Origin of the sequence: Pseudomonas sp. HMSC065H01 (assembly GCF_001815235.1) — a bacterium.
Taxonomy (GTDB): domain Bacteria; phylum Pseudomonadota; class Gammaproteobacteria; order Pseudomonadales; family Pseudomonadaceae; genus Pseudomonas; species Pseudomonas aeruginosa.
This window is the reverse complement of record NZ_KV819850.1, coordinates 19,189-33,710: the sequence shown is the minus strand read 5'-3', so window position 1 is coordinate 33,710 and position 14,522 is coordinate 19,189. Positions and strand designations below refer to the sequence as shown.

The following is a 14,522-nucleotide window of genomic DNA, read 5'->3' as shown; positions in this document are numbered from 1 at the left end:
CTTATTGACTTTCTATTACACATAAACGGCGACATGAGCCAGCGGGTAATGACTCTCCTTGAGGAGATGGCGCCCGCCGTCGAGGTGTACAGCATCGACGAATGTTTCGCTGACCTGACCGGGGTCCCTGGTGACCTGGTGCGCGTTGGGCGCGAGATGCGCGCTCGGGTACTGCGCTGCACTGGCATCCCCGTAGGCGTGGGTATCGGCACTTCGAAGACGCTTGCGAAGCTGGCCAACCACGGCGCGAAGAAATGGCAGGCTCAGACTGGTGGCGTGTTGGATATTCGAGATCCGGCGCGCCGGGATCGATTGCTGCAGGCCTGCGAGGTTGGCGATGTATGGGGTATCGGCCGACGGATGACCGAGCACCTCAGCACGATGGGCATCCGCACGGCCTGGGACCTTGCACAGGCCGACGCCTGGACCTTGAGAACGAAATTCAACGTCGTCATCGAGAAGACGGCGCGAGAGCTGCGCGGCACTCCCTGCCTGGAGCTCGAGGATGCTGCTCCGCCGAAACAGGAGATCTGCTGCAGCCGGATGTTCGGCAAGCGGCTGCATGACCTCCCGCCGATCCGCGAGGCGGTGGCCACCTACGCTGCTCGGGCCTGCGAGAAGCTGCGTGCCCAGGGCTCCGTGTGCAAACGGGTCCAGGTCAGTATCCGTACTGGCATGTTCAATCCAGACGAGCCCAAGTTCGCCAAGGGCGTCAGTATGGAGCTGCCGTATCCGACCGATGACACACGGCTCATCACCAAGGCGGCGTGCGAGGGACTGGAACTCCTCTATCGCCCAGGCTTCGCCTTCAGCAAAGCTGAGGTGCTGCTGCTTGATCTCCGTCAGCCAGGTGAGTTCACTGGTGACCTATTCGCTGAGGTACAACCGGAGCGCGCGACCAAGGCAATGGCGGTAATGGATGCCATCAATGCACGCTGGGGAAGAGGCACTGTTCGGCCAGGCGGTGTGCCCGCGGCGCCAGAGTGGGGCATGCGGCGCGAACTGATGAGCCGGAGCTATACCACGCGGTTGGACGAACTATGGGAGGTGCGATAACTCGACATTTTTTATGAACAGCACGCCGTACATGATGCTAAGCTGATCCCAAGTCTCGCCGTGAGCGCTCTCAGGATCGATCTTGATCTCCCGTCTAATCCTGACGGAGAGCCGTTATAGCGGTTGCACTCAAAAGAAAATCGCCAGATGGAGAAAAATTCATGAGGTTATTTTCTGTAGCATGGAATAACTATCGGTACTCGCGAATTGTCCCCATTCTCCTGACTACAGTAGTCGTCGGTTTGGTTGTAACGCTCCTGTTTGTAAAAGGAGCAACGATGTTTATGGAAGGAAGTCTGCTGTCTGTGGCATTAAGTTTTCTGGCCTTCTGTTTTGCCATAAGCTTGTTGTCAACGTGGTGGCTAAAGGTTAAAGAGCTTTATGCAAGGCCGGCCGACAATTTGTGGTTGTCGGTGATCGCAGTAATAGTAGTTTTCACCGGCATCTATATTGATTATGGTCCGAATGGGAAGCATGTGGGAGAGACTTTAGCTCTCATGCCGGGCTACATGCTTGATCAGCTAGTCCCAGGTTTTACAGACGAGATTAATAGAGCTGCTAGAGATACTCGTGGCCACTGATGACGAAGATACCTGGCTTGATCGGCGCTAATCACCACTAGCTGACTTCAGAACTTACAGCAAAAAGTAAAACAAAGGCCACCCGAAGGTGGCCTATGAGTTCATGCTGCAATAAGTTGTCGTGCCAACGCCATCTCCACCGAATCCCCATCCTGGTTCAACGAGTCGAGACCTGACTCGGGAACGTCTCCCGACGTGCTCTGAGCCACAGCGATCTTCTTGGCCATCAGCTGTAAGCAGGTGATCTGCGAGCTGCCGGCGTAGCCGAAGAACACCACCCGCACCGGGTGCTTCTGCCCGATCCGCCACGACCGCCGCGCGGCCTGCTGCAAGGTGTACACGTTGTACCCCGTCTGCAGGAACGCGATGGTCGGGAAGTCCAGCAGGTCCAGCCCGGTCTTCACCAGCTCCGGGTTGGTGATCAGCACATCGATGCCGCGATCGACCTGGTCGAGGATCCAATCCTCGCGTCGAGCGGTATCGACCGAAGCACGTAGCACAGCCACCTTCAGCCCGGATTGCTCGAGCACTTTCTTCAGCCTGGACGTGGTGTCGCGCGTCCCGCTGTAGACGGTGTATGCCAGAACCTTGCGGCCCTTCGCTTTCTCCTCGAGGCAGAGGTCCACCAGCGCCTGCTCCTTGGGCATCAACTGCTCGTCGCCGAAGATCGCTGGCACGAAGGCCAGTGTGTCCCGGCTTCGCGGATGCTTGACGATCTCCGGTCGGAAACAGCAGTCCGGCCAAGCCAGCAGCACGTTGAGGACCACGCCCAGGAGCGTGGTATCTCGTCGCGCCAGAGCTTGGCGGAGCTCCGCTGTCAGCGTGGCCGCCAGGCGCTGATAGGCCGAAGCCTGATCAGGCGCCATGGGCACGTCGACGAACTCCTCCTGGTAGTCGGGCAGTACGTTGCCACCGATATCCTTGAGCTTCAGGAACACGGTGAACGGCAATACGAAGCGGTGGATGCCCTTCGGGCCGAAGCCGGGAGCCTTCACCGTGCGTACCGAGAGCTTCTTGCCCCGCGCGGTCTTGTGCGAGTCACCATCGCGTTCGGTGTAGATATCCTTGAGCACACCGTGGTCGCGCATGAACGACATGGCTGCGGGAGCCATGCTGCCGCGCGCGTTGGGCCGATAGCCGTCCTCGATCATGCGCTGGGTGAGGATGCGGAACAGGAGGTAGAACAGGTCGTCGGCGTAGCCGCCCATGAGCGTTCCGGTCAGCAGCACGGTTTTCCGTGCCTTGGCTGCGAGAACGCCCATGGCCTGGCCCTGGGCCGAACCGCTGTTCTTGTACTCATGCCCCTCATCCACCACCAGCAGGTCGAAGTAGCCATCAGGTAGGTAGCGCTTGATGAACTCGGTCGGTTGGTAGCCGCCTTCGCCGAAGCCGAACTCGATGTTCGCCATCGATCGCTCCATGCGTTTGGCCTGCCGATCGCTGAAGACGAAGTTGCCCTTGGCGTCCATCAGGTTGATGAACTCCGAGACGTTGTCCACCAACATCGTGGCCAGGAAGTCCTCGCCGAAGTCGTTCAGCAGGCGCTCCGCCCTGACCGGGCCGATGGTTGGAATCCGACACATCGACTTGAGGATCGTTGCGCGCCGGTTGCCGCCGTCAGGCTTGCCTGGCCGGATCAGCGTCCAGAGCGCCCCACGACAGGAGGAACAGGTACGTCGACGGTCACCACGCTCGAACTCCTCCACCGTGACCAGGTTGCCTTCCAGGTCCTCGAGGACCTGGCCGCAATCCGGGCACGCAGCGAGCAGTTGGCCGCCGGCGGCGCGCTTCTTCCAGCAGGCGAGCCGCCAATGGAAACCCATCCGCATCCGCACGCGGCCGAGGATGAAGAACTCCTGGCGTCCGTCGTAGGCGTCGCCCATCTGATCTCGTAGCTTGAGCAGCTTGAGCAGAGTATCTGGGCCATTGAGTACCCAGACGCGGGCGGCTGGGATGGTCTCCAGAATCTCGCGGCGCCACTTGTAGACCAGGTGCGGCGGAGAGACGACCAGGGTCCGGCGATAGCCGGCCGCGTGCATGACCGCTGCGACAGCGATGGCCATCATGGTTTTCCCGGTGCCCATCTCGGCGTTGATGATCCCGGCCTGCTCGTTACGGTCCAGCAGCAGGGCGGTGATGGCCTGGACGACCTCGGCCTGGGCCGCGAAGGGCTTGCGCTTGAGTCGGTCCATCACCAACTGGCGGTGAGCGTTGTCGGAGCCGGTATAGACCGGGGGGTTGGAGCGATTGAGCGACTCCAGGAGCTCGTCGCCGAACTCGTCGATGAAGTCGGTCAGGTTGATGTTCAGGGGGAAGGCGGCCAGGGCGGCCGGTTGGGTCTGAGCGTTCATGTGCATCTCCTGCAGGTGAAGGAAGAAAGCAGGGCATGCACGTCCCTTTCGGGTATCGGCATACCCTGCAGGGTGGAGTGGAAGGAATCGCCGCGGAGGGCGAGGTCAGTAATCGCTAGGAAGCAAAAGCGTGGTTGAGCTGCGGTCTGCCTCAGTGATGATCCAGAGCCTGGATTCGCCGCCGGCGTCGATGTCGTAGGACGACAGCAGCCTATCGCCGAACTTCAGGGCTCTCTGGTTGGTGTTCCAGTCTTCCTGGTCCAGCGTCCCCCAATCTCCCGCCAGATGGCGGTTCAGCAAAGGCGCTGGGTTGAGTTGACCGGTTTCCACCAGGTGGCTCACGGCAGCGGTCATTACGACTTGGCCAGGGCTGAACAGCAGCGGTTCGGGGGCCGGCTCAGGTTGGGGCTCTTCAGCCTCTTCCGTGGTCGCAGCCGACGAGCTGATGGTCAGCACGCGGCCCTGATTGACCGAGGAGGGTGTCATTTCCCATGCCCGGATGATCGGGATGAAACGGTCTGTGAGGATCCTCACCTCGGTGATGTTGCCGTCTTCGTCTTCGGTGAATTCGGTCTTGCGGACCTTGTCCTTGTAGGTGTCACCCTTCACGACCAGGATCCGGCCCGACTTCGAGCGCACGACGCCGGAAATCGCGCCGGCGGCCAAGGCCAGGGCCAGGTGCCAGCGAGACAGCTCGCGGACTGGTGGGCGGGGCTGCAGCCCCGCTTGCGCGAAGTGCAGGTTGAAGTCAGGCCAGAGACCTCGCAGCCGCTGGATCTCGCCGGCGAACTGCTCCGGCTCCAGGGTTACTCGATAGAAGTGCTCCAGCTCGCTGGTGGCCGGCAGAACCACGTAGGGTTCCCACGGCCAAGCCGCTGGAATTTCCTCGGCCTTTTCCTGGCCCGCGCCGATCGCCTGCAGGCGAGACCTCACCTGATTGGCGTCCGCCCGGGCCAGGTCCTGTCGACGGACCCGGATGCCGAAGATCACCACCTGTTTGAAGGTAGGATCCGCGGCTGCGTAGATGCGCAGGCCGGTGAAGTGGTTGCTCAACCAGCCAGTCAGTTCATCGTCCAGGACGTAGTGAGGAACGATCAGGACCATGACGCCGCCGTACTGCAGCAACGGCAGGCAGCGCTGGTAGAACGCTTTCTCCAGACGCCGGCGGCCGCTGCCCTGGTACTGCGACGCACCGGAGTGGTCCGCCACCAGGTCGCCATAAGGCGGGTTGAGCCAGAGCAGTCCGAACGACTGCCTGCTGATCATGGTGTCGAAAAGGTCACTGTGCAGCACTCGGTCAAGCAAGCCTCGAGCATGGTCGGCGCGCTCGCGGTCGTACTCGACAGCGAGGGCTTGGACCTTGTCGCGGCCGAGGATGTGTGCTGCCTCAGCCAGGGCAACCCCCTCTCCGGCGCAGGGATCACAGATCCTCATCCTGCCCGACGGGGCGGGAGCGAGGGCCTGCAGAGCGCGTTCGAGGGTGACCTCATCGGTAGGGAAGTAGCCGTTGCGTGCAAAGTTGCGCGCCAAGCGCGGGAACATGAGGGCCATGGGGCCTCCTTGAGTCTGAGAGGGATGGCTCAGGCTTGCGCCTGAGCATCGGTGGTAAGAATGCTTTCGCGGATCAGCTCACCGAGGGTGGGCTCGAGCACGTCGACCCGCAGGGCGAGTCGCCAGGCGCAGACGTTGCCGATCGTCCCGGGCAGGGCGGTCAACATCTGGTGCTGGGTGAGGACCTCCATTACTGGCTCGCGCCAGTGCTGTAGGAGGGGGAGCGGACAGGTCTCCATCACCAGCGGCCAGAGCCTTTGGTGTGGATCCTCATCGCGCTGCAGGAGTGCGAAGGCGAGGTGATTGCTTCGGTCAGGTGCCGAGGCGCGCCGATCGAACAGCCAGAGGTTGAGCAGGCTGCCGAACAACGTGCCGCGGAACTGACGGGTGGTGCGTTTCTCCAGGAGATCCTGGTTTGGGAAGACAGGTAAGCGGCGGCCGTCCACGATGATGTGGAAATGGTCGATGCCATTTTCTTCCCGGCCCAGCGTCAGCCTGGCCAGGAACTCTTGTGTCACGGTGTCGCGGCCCCAGGCCGAAAGAAAGACCAGGTTGCGCTGCTCGTCGCACACGCAGGCGTCGACGTACAGGTCTGGGCACTCTTCGATCTGGTAGAGCGGGGTGGGACTGGGCATAGGAACCTCCTGGAAGGAGGAGCCACGCCGCCCTCAAGGGGCGGTGAAGCCCCTCGGGGTGTAGTCCAACTGGTGCAGGGGAGCGTGGTGGCTACCGAACGCTCTTGGTGTGAGGGTCGAAGCTGAGCCCATCGTCTTGGTGCAGCGGCCCTTGGCCGTTCAGGAAGACCTGGCAGAGGTACTGATCGCGTAGCGCGACAGCCGCTTCCGCCTGCTCCAAGGTCAGCGACAGCTCCTCGATGAACAGGTCGATGAGCTCGTCGTCGCCGGCGACGTCGTTGTTGGACAGTTGGTCCTCGAGGTAGGCGAGGGTTTCCTGGGTGAGGTTGGTGAACAGTGGGTGCATGGTGTGCTCCTGGTGGTAGACGAGGAGCGCCCTTGAGGGAGCCCCTCAAGGGAAGTGGTTGGTGCGGTCAGGCTTGGTGTTCTTGCGTCAGACGGTCTCGCCACTCCTGGTTGGTCTCATCGTGAGCCAGGTCCAGGAACTCCAGCGGACAGCCGTAGTAGAACGGGCCTGCTTTCTCCGGGATGGTCTTGTAGCCCCATTGCCCGGCCGAGCAGTCCAGCAAGTGCAGCTCGATCATGGTGATCGAGTGACCGGCCGGCTTGCCGAAATAGAATCCGGCAAGGTGGAAGGTTCGTTTTACGACAGTCCAAAGTTCATTGCCGGAGACTGCGTGTGCCAGCACCTCGGTGCTGCCTGCGAAGGTACTGGTTGGGGCCAGCAGCTCACGCAGCAGGTCTTCCTTCGTCTGATGTGAGAAAAGCCATCCCATAGGTGTGCTCCTGTGGTTGGCCAGGTCTCCCTGACGGGAGAACCCGGCAGGGGTGGGTAGGGTGTTGCTTCAGCGTGTTGCGCGCTCAAGGCGCTGGAGGAGTCAGCTGGTTGACAGAGCAACGCCAATAGCAGCAGCGCTTACAGCCATTGCGCTGATAGCCTGGTGGGTGGAACAGGTTGCAGTAGCACTCCGGGCTGCCGTGCGGCGCTCGTAGTCATCGTCTAGCGACTGATTGACCCCGGCGTTGGCTTTGCGGGTCCACACTTGTTGTTTGAAGTCGAGCTCATAGCCCAGCGCGCCGAGTCGCACACACTGTTGGCGCAGTCGCTTGCGGTCGACCGTGGTGTCCAGCTTGACGATTTCGCCTAGCGGCCAGACCGTCCCGAACAGTTCTACATCCGCATCTGTGTCCAGAGGGGCGGCCTGCTTTGCAGAAGCCGGAGGGTCCATACCGAAAGGCGCGTCGTCCCCGGTTGCAGCGGGGCGCAGAGGCTTCGTTTTCGGGGGCGACTTCGGGGGTGCCGCCGGTGCGGCAGTGGGTTGCTGGATCGCGGACACTTCGTCGAGCGGATCCACCTCATTGCCAGAGAGACGCTCTGCCTCCTCGTCGCTGAGGTTGTCCACGTCGTCCAGCGTCATACTGTCCAGCTTGGCGCGGATCTCGACGACCAGCCGGCCGCCGGTAGTGTAGTAGGAGGGACGGATCTCGGTGATGGCGAAATCACCGCGGTACTTTCCTTCGATGTGCTGGTCCAGGAGAGCGTCCTTGATGACGAACTCCCCGATCGAGGTCGAGAGCTTTCCCACGTTGAACTCGCCATTGCGACCGTTGATGGTTCGAATGGCCAACTGGCCGGGTATGTTGATCATGGCGTGACCTGCGAAAAGGATGATCCCGCCGAAGCGGGATCGTGGTGAGGGGAGAACTACTCGGTATCCGGGGTGCCCGGGAGGCTTTCTTCCTGCAGCTCGATGCGCAGGTAGGAAGGCTCATCGGACGGCTCGACTATCGAGAGGACCAGCAGCGCGAGCGCGCGGTCCGGCCCCTCTTCCTCCTTGTGGTACAGGTGGAATTGGATGTGCTTCGCGGTCGGCTGGAGCGAAAGCTCCTGCCAGGCGGTTTGAACGACACTGGCCAGCCGGGTGCCCATCTCGTCGACCCTGGCAGGGTTGGCGAGATAGACCAGGCGCAGCCAGGCCGCGTTGGTGAGAACGATCGGGAGTTTGAGGTACGCAGCAGTGTGACCTGCGCTGGAGTGGTTGTTGAGAGAGGTCATGAGAGGTCTCCGAATACGCAGGCCTCTCCCGCGGGGATGAGGTCCCCGCGTGGGTGGGTAGGATGCACTCCATCACTTGCGTGATGCGACCGCGCTGCCGAGTGCTGTGGCGGTCTTGGGTGGGTTAGCGCTTGCGCGCCGGAGCCTTAAACCCTGGCTCCTTGGGAGGCGCTGTCAACGACAGCGAGCCAATTCGAATTCGGGGGCTGGCGGGATTTCCCGCCGGCCGGATTGCTCAATCGTCATAAAGCGGCAGGCCCTTGAGCGTGGGCGCGAATGGATCAAGTACCAGGAGCCGAATGTCTGCTTGTCCCGCGAGGTGAAGCAGATCGACAAGGTGTTCGTCGAGGCCGAAGGCAAGCTGTTCTTGTCGAAGAGCGGCTGCGGTCATCTCCAGGATCTCCAGACACTCATCCGTCCAAGGGGTGTTGTGCAAGCGAAAGCCCACGGCACCGTGCTCGTTACACCAGAAGAGCGATACCAACACCGAGGGCAAGCGGACTGGCATCTTGGTCGAGAACCTTTCGTAGAGGCTATTCCACGCGCTGATGGGTAGATGTGTTTTTCTGATCTCCCAGCAGCGGTTATAACCGCCGCCGAACGACAGGTATCGAACGACACTCTCGGCTTCGGTCAGTGAGTATTGATCTCCGATAAGCTTTTTTCTGCCGTCCTGCTCACCGTAGATGCTGTAAAGTACGTTTCTCACTATTCCTTGGTGAGGGCATTTTTCAACTCTTTCATCGTCTAACTCTTGGACTACCACGGCGAAATCGTTATTGAAGTAGCACAGCTCGCACTGAAAATATTCGTCTGGGAGGTGCTGCTGGGTTTCATGCAGAGCGCGGTAGCACGGTAGATTGTTGCCTTCGTCAGTGATCTGCAGGTTTCGCTCGATGCGGAAACTCTCATAGCCGCGAATAAACGGGTTGAGTTGAGTCATGGGATATCTCCGGTTGCCGGGAGGCCCATGCCCTTGGAGGCTATGGACCTCCAGGTGAGTAAGGGGCGCCGAAGCGCCCAGGTGATGTCGAGTTGTTGCAGTTAACGCGATAGGTGTTCTTCTTTACGCCGAGCCTTCTGGTATCGCTCTACCAGGCCATAGTATTGAAGTACCGGTGATGTGCTTGAGTCGCAGCCATGCTCACAGTCGGCCTGCGCCAAAGCTTCGATTGCATCTTGAATTACATAGAGCTCGATACTGAGTCCGGCATCGCCAAATTCATCAACCCGGCCTTTGCACTGGATGTACTCGAACCTGCTTTGTGCAGCATGCACTCCAATGTTGAGTAGAGCTGGGAGCCTTTCTGGATATGTGTTCATGGTGATTTCCAATTCTTAATCAAATCGGAGAGGTCACCACCCGACAGGGGGATGACCCCGTCTGGGTTGAGTTAGCAGAAGCACACAGCAAAACGGGTAAAAATTTAATATTCCCGTTGCGACCAAGTGCCGTTGTCTAATGCCTGTTGAGCAAGTTCGCGGGATGGGTAGTATTCAACCGATTCGCGCGAAGCTGGTCCTTCTTCATCAAGGGTGCCGATATAAAAGCCGGCATTGGACATAAGAACCTGCAGCGGCAGTTCGAGACGAAGATGGGCGAGTGCCAGCTTTCCGTATTGCATGGTGATTCTCCTTTCGGTAGGAAACACCAGTCCCAAGGGGACTGAGGTCCCCTAAATGGGAAATGTTTGGCGGTTAGGCCAGGGCAGATACCTGGGAATTGTTGCTGGCCAGGAACAGCCAGGCGAAGTTGCAGAAATGCCTGCTGAGCAGCAGCTCGTCCTCGACGTCGGTGAGGCAAACCTCCTCAACTTCCGGCAGGGCGGGCAGATCTACGATTTGGATATTGCTCATGATGATCTCCAGATAATGGAGAACACCACGCCCTGGGGGAGATGGTGCCCCCCGGATGGGTATGCGATGAAGAGTGGCGCATAGCGTAGGTAGTGAAAGGCCCTCGGGATGAGGGCCGGTATTCAATCAAGCCTGCTCAAGCAGCGGCTTGTTCAGCGTGCTCAGCAGGAGCTGCGGGCTCACCTTGCGGTTCGCCTTGGCCTTGCTGGGCTTTTTCAGCTTCTTCCTTCGCATCGTAGACGGTGGTGCCATCTACTTTGATCCAGGAGATGAAGAGCAGCCGGCCTTTGAGGCTTGCGTCGGGCTTGCCTTGTTTCTCGCCTTTCTGGTGGATGAAGGGATCCGCCCAGATATCGCCAATACGGAAGGAAATCAGAACCTTCTTCTTGGCCTCGACTGCTTCCTTGCAACGGCGGACAAGCTTTTCAGCCTGGGCGCCGACCACTTTGCAGTCGATGTAGGAGTATTCCACGCTGTCTGCCGCGCCATGGAGGGCTGCGACGGTTACGGCGAGGAACGGTTCACCTCGGCGGATCGGTACTTCGCGGATGCGATTGAGGTAGCCGATACCGGTGGTGTGCAGGTCGAAATATTTGGCTTCTTGGGCTTGGGTGTTGTTGCTCATGATGGTTCTCCAGTTTCGTAAGCGAAAGCGGAGAAACACCTTGCCCGTCAGGGAAAAGTATTCCCCGCATGGGTCGGTATTGGGAGGTAAATCTGAGGGAGAAGGCTTCCATCAACCTGTGGTTGATTGATCGCGCTACCGGAAGCTGGTGCGATCTTGGGTTCGATCTACACGGAAGTCCGTGTCGTAGTCTTTCAGATCATGACTACTGGGGGAGGGTTGCCGACAACGTCAGCAGCTCACGGGGTAAAGGATGGGCAGGGGAAAAATGAATGTCAATACCCTTGAAATGAAAAAAGCGCCCAGTGTTGGGCGCTTTCATGGTCAATGATGACGGGGAAGAATCCGATGTTTTTGGCACCAGGTCTTGACTTGAGGCCAACTGAACCAGAGGGCTATGCCGGAGCAGATAACCACCAGGCTGGTCATGATGATCATGCCGAACTCGGTCTGGGACATTTCACTCCTCCTCCTCGGTGAGAGCGATACCTATGAGCCAGATTACCATACCCATGACGAAAGCATATGCCGTCAGCAAGCGGTGCTCGCTGAGGAATATACCCACCAGGCTCGCGGCAACGGCAGTGGTACCGATTTTTCGTAGATCGTCTGCGAATGCAGCACGCTTCGATTTCATGGTTTTCCTCGATGAATGCCGGAAAACCGTCCCCGCGGGAAGGTTTCCCGGCAGGGGGTGGTGAGAGATACGGATCAGCAGGTCAGCGGATCAACCGGTGCGATCAGTTGATCAAGGGAGCCCAGCTTGAGCTCCTTCCTTACCGGTGTTTTGGCCTTGGGGGCCGCCTTGGCCGGTTTGGATTTGCGCGCGCGCTTGGGCTTTTGCACTTCGCGCGTGTTGGCCAGATACCAGTCATTGAGGTTGACTTTCTTCAACCGGACGATCGCCGGGACGTCGCTAATGTGTTCCAGCTCCTTGGCGGTCGGGCCAGCAAGCATGGCGGGCGCGATACGCTGGACGCTCGACGCAACCGGAGCTTGTGCATGCACTACGACCGGAGGGCGACTGAGCGCTCTGCGGAACTCACGCACAACACTGCCGAGGGCAAAGCCGATTTCGAAGCTGGTGGATTGCTTGGACATGGTGTTTCTCCTGCAGGTTGAGGGTGCGGAGAAAACACTGGCCCTGGCGGGGAAGTGGATTCCCCGCTGGGTTGCGGAAGGGAGCTTCTATCGACCGAGGCCGACCGACCGTGCTACCAGAAGCTATACGGTCTTGGGTTGGATCAACACGGTGGGCTGTGCTGCAGCATTTCGGATCCGAGCTGCATGAGGGCATGTCGCTGACAACGTCAGCAGATCACGCGCTCATCATCGAAGCGGGGGGCGAAAGTGTCAAGGTCAAGCAGGAGGGGGAGCGGATGCAGCGGGCGGAGAGCGAGGGCGGAAGAGCGCGGCTGGTAGAAACCCTGTCAAAGGTTTCCCCAGCCGTGTCTGGAAGGGGAGTCAAGTGAGCCACCTGTGGTTGAATCGTCGATCCCTGGGCATTGATCGTCTCGATCCCATCACCCGGCCATTATCGTGGCTTGGCCAGCAAACAGTAGGCACGCATCCGCGTACAAAAGGAGCCCTGCGTATCACCGGCGGGCCACCGGCAGGGAGAAGAATCCCGATGGGTAGCCTGATGGTCCTGGAGCAGGAGCATCAGGCTACCCATGGAGAGGGGAAAAGGAGGGGCCGTAACACCAGTACGACCCTTTAATCAAGGAAACACCGAACCTCTTGAGAACCCTATGTGCCTTTAAACTCGCTCGACACGAGTTGACGGCTGCATGGCAAGCAAAAGAACAGGGAGACACAGGGAGAATTCTCAACCAGATCCGCACGCCCCACCCGGTGTTGTAGCGTGCTTACGGTTTGGCGATGAGGCGAACCTGCATCACCAGGGCGCTACTGATGACCGTCAGTAGCCAGCGGGGTGAAATCAAAGTTGATGGCATTATGTGTTCAGAAGGCCGGTTTATCAAGCAGCGCCGGGGTTTACTGGCCTCTGGAGGTTATTTGACCGCGACCACCGCGCCCTCGGGGATGGGAGCAGGGAGCGCAATGGCAGTGGCTCCGAGGCGGCGTGTGACTAACTGGCCGTTGCGCCTGACGCCAACCAGGTCGGATTCCGTACCGGCATCCACGGCTGCCGCCAGCCCTGCCGGCGGCGAGGCGATGAAGGCGTAGCTGGTGCCGGCGGCGATGTAGCCCTGAAGCCTCGCTGGCTTGCGGAACCAGGCCGGTAAACCAAGAGCGGAGTCCGCCGGCGAACCGCTGAAACCGGGGTTGGCGTGTGCGTACTCCGCCAGCCTGGAGCGGTAGAGCAGCAAGCTCCTGGCCAGGGTGTCGACCTCGGCCAGCTCGGCGCTCGAGGTCGCGTGGTTGCTTTGTACACTCAGCCAGGTCCCGGTGATCAGCGCGAGCACCAGGACGATCCACATCAGCGGCATACGGCAGTCCTTGAGTCGTGGCGACCTGCTAGTTCACGCAGGTAACGGTGACGTTGGTCGAGTCGGGGGTCTTGTAGGGCTCCGGATAGTTGAAGCCCGGGCCGATCTCGGTGATCAGGCCGAACGAGTAGTTGGTGCCAAAGGTCTGGTTGAAGCCCACCGCGCAGAATCGGCCGCCGCAGGTGATCGCGTAGCGGACATAGTCGTAGTACATCATGCCGCTGTCCTGGCCGTGCAACGTACACCAGTCCTTGATCACGCCCGCAGTGGTATTCATGCGCATGGAGGCGGCGGTTCGCCCCCACTTTCCGTTCTGGCAGGACAACCAGAGTCCGGTGCTGGTAATGCCGGCGAGCCCGTTCGGTGAGCAGTCGGCCCCTTCGGTGGCCACGCCTTTGAGCTGCAGGTATTCGCCGACTTCCGTCCGGCCCTCGGCGGTGAGTTTGCCCGCCTTCATCTCGCCGCCGGTGTAGACGTTCTTGTTCATCCAGGAGCGCACCCAGGTGCTGTCGCTCATGTACCAGCCGCCGCCCCACTTCTCGTTGTACCAGCCCGTGTCACCACGGGTCCTGAACCAGCCTCCGGTGTACGTCTCGCCGGCGACGTCAGCAGTGCCGGCTTTCACCGTGCCAGTGGCTGTCACGTTGCGCGCGCTGATGTCCGCGCTGGTGGTGATGTTGCCGCTGGCCGTGATCGCCCAGGCCGCGGCGATATTGTTGCCTCCCATGTCCAGCGTGGTATTCATCCGGTTGAGTTCGGGATGACCCGGGACGGCATTGCGGTAGAGGTACTCGTTGGCGATGGCGCCGTCCTGGAAGAACAGCGCCGTCGCCAGGTGTCCAGCGCCGGGAGCGCTACCGAAATTGCTTAAGGCCACCTGCCAGGCTGCGCCCTGGGCGATACTGGTGTTGGTTTTCGAGATGAAGCCCCCGGTGGCTCCCATGAGCTGCGCGATCCGGCGGATCGAGAGTTCGGAAGCTACCTGTCCACCCGTGGTCACGATCAGCGTTTCGAGCTGGTTGGCCGCCGGCTTGCGGGCCAGTACCTGGTATTGCTGGCCGAAGATGTTGGTGTCGCGGAAGCCTGCGGGCAGGTAACGGGTGTTGCGCAACATCGGGACGGTGATCACCGCCGGGGCCGTGGCGCCGGCGCTGGCCAGAACCGTGCTGAAGTTGTCCTTCAGGTACTTCTCCGCTGCCTTGGCCACCTGCTGTTGCTGCTGGGCCGCGTGCTGCTCGTCCAGGCCGTCCAGGTAGCTCATCAGGACCGATATGCCGCCGGCGGTCGCGATGGCGATCACGACCAGGGCGATCATCAGTTCGATCGAGATGAATCCACTGCTGCGCTTACTCCTCAT

General features: G+C 60.3%; 17 protein-coding genes and 1 pseudogene. 2 read left to right on the top strand and 16 right to left on the bottom strand.

The window, feature by feature from the left end:
- Together HMPREF3014_RS05040 and HMPREF3014_RS33105 are read left to right on the top strand one after the other, a co-directional pair.
- Positions 1-1,056 (top strand): DinB/UmuC family translesion DNA polymerase (locus tag HMPREF3014_RS05040; RefSeq protein WP_141765444.1); only part of this gene is annotated, 1,056 nt, incomplete at its 5' end.
- A 161-nt stretch (positions 1,057-1,217) separates the two neighbouring features.
- A complete protein-coding gene (locus tag HMPREF3014_RS33105) occupies positions 1,218-1,637 on the top strand; it encodes a hypothetical protein (protein WP_170869484.1) in 420 nt (139 codons plus the stop codon).
- A gap of 101 nt (positions 1,638-1,738) precedes the next feature.
- Here the strand turns inward: HMPREF3014_RS33105 and HMPREF3014_RS05035 are convergent, their stop codons facing one another.
- The 16 genes and pseudogenes from HMPREF3014_RS05035 to pilV form a co-directional block, all read right to left on the bottom strand.
- Complete coding sequence (locus tag HMPREF3014_RS05035) at positions 1,739-3,988, bottom strand: DEAD/DEAH box helicase (RefSeq protein ID WP_023104023.1); 2,250 nt, start codon at positions 3,986-3,988, stop codon at positions 1,739-1,741.
- A 105-nt stretch (positions 3,989-4,093) separates the two neighbouring features.
- The gene (locus HMPREF3014_RS05030; RefSeq protein WP_023104022.1) at positions 4,094-5,539 is read right to left on the bottom strand and encodes a DUF6094 domain-containing protein; all 1,446 of its coding nucleotides are present in this window, start codon (positions 5,537-5,539) and stop codon (positions 4,094-4,096) included.
- Between the two features lie 29 nt (positions 5,540-5,568).
- The gene (locus HMPREF3014_RS05025) at positions 5,569-6,174 is read right to left on the bottom strand and encodes a hypothetical protein (RefSeq protein ID WP_017002264.1); all 606 of its coding nucleotides are present in this window, start codon (positions 6,172-6,174) and stop codon (positions 5,569-5,571) included.
- 91 nt (positions 6,175-6,265) lie between these two features.
- Positions 6,266-6,520, bottom strand: a complete 255-nt coding sequence (locus HMPREF3014_RS05020; protein ID WP_023104021.1) for a hypothetical protein — start codon at positions 6,518-6,520, stop codon at positions 6,266-6,268.
- Between the two features lie 67 nt (positions 6,521-6,587).
- On the bottom strand, positions 6,588-6,950 hold the full coding sequence (locus tag HMPREF3014_RS05015) for a hypothetical protein (RefSeq protein WP_003117061.1): 363 nt from the start codon (positions 6,948-6,950) through the stop codon (positions 6,588-6,590).
- 261 nt (positions 6,951-7,211) lie between these two features.
- Positions 7,212-7,823: pseudogene (locus HMPREF3014_RS05010) on the bottom strand (DUF3275 family protein); the annotation flags it as partial.
- Positions 7,824-7,879: 56 nt separating this feature from the next.
- Positions 7,880-8,230, bottom strand: coding sequence for a hypothetical protein (locus tag HMPREF3014_RS05005; protein ID WP_023104019.1), 351 nt, complete (start codon positions 8,228-8,230; stop codon positions 7,880-7,882).
- 235 nt (positions 8,231-8,465) lie between these two features.
- The gene (locus tag HMPREF3014_RS05000; RefSeq protein WP_023104018.1) at positions 8,466-9,173 is read right to left on the bottom strand and encodes a DUF5983 family protein; all 708 of its coding nucleotides are present in this window, start codon (positions 9,171-9,173) and stop codon (positions 8,466-8,468) included.
- A gap of 484 nt (positions 9,174-9,657) precedes the next feature.
- Positions 9,658-9,855 (bottom strand): hypothetical protein, encoded by a 198-nt coding sequence (locus tag HMPREF3014_RS33095; RefSeq protein WP_023086521.1) that lies wholly within the window; start codon positions 9,853-9,855, stop codon positions 9,658-9,660.
- A 73-nt stretch (positions 9,856-9,928) separates the two neighbouring features.
- Positions 9,929-10,087 (bottom strand): hypothetical protein, encoded by a 159-nt coding sequence (locus tag HMPREF3014_RS34620; protein WP_023104017.1) that lies wholly within the window; start codon positions 10,085-10,087, stop codon positions 9,929-9,931.
- 136 nt (positions 10,088-10,223) lie between these two features.
- Complete coding sequence (locus tag HMPREF3014_RS04995; protein WP_016264237.1) at positions 10,224-10,712, bottom strand: STY4534 family ICE replication protein; 489 nt, start codon at positions 10,710-10,712, stop codon at positions 10,224-10,226.
- A gap of 324 nt (positions 10,713-11,036) precedes the next feature.
- Positions 11,037-11,171, bottom strand: coding sequence for a hypothetical protein (locus tag HMPREF3014_RS35010; RefSeq protein ID WP_003099783.1), 135 nt, complete (start codon positions 11,169-11,171; stop codon positions 11,037-11,039).
- 1 nt (position 11,172) lies between these two features.
- Entirely contained in the window at positions 11,173-11,349 is a 177-nt protein-coding gene (locus HMPREF3014_RS34615) for a hypothetical protein (protein WP_015503587.1), read from the bottom strand.
- A gap of 74 nt (positions 11,350-11,423) precedes the next feature.
- Complete coding sequence (locus HMPREF3014_RS35005; RefSeq protein ID WP_023104016.1) at positions 11,424-11,813, bottom strand: hypothetical protein; 390 nt, start codon at positions 11,811-11,813, stop codon at positions 11,424-11,426.
- Positions 11,814-12,727: 914 nt separating this feature from the next.
- Entirely contained in the window at positions 12,728-13,165 is a 438-nt protein-coding gene (gene pilM, locus HMPREF3014_RS04985) for a type IV pilus biogenesis protein PilM (RefSeq protein WP_023104015.1), read from the bottom strand.
- 28 nt (positions 13,166-13,193) lie between these two features.
- Positions 13,194-14,522 carry a shufflon system plasmid conjugative transfer pilus tip adhesin PilV gene (gene pilV, locus HMPREF3014_RS04980; protein WP_023104014.1) on the bottom strand — a complete coding sequence of 443 codons (1,329 nt, stop codon included), beginning with the start codon at positions 14,520-14,522 and terminating at the stop codon, positions 13,194-13,196.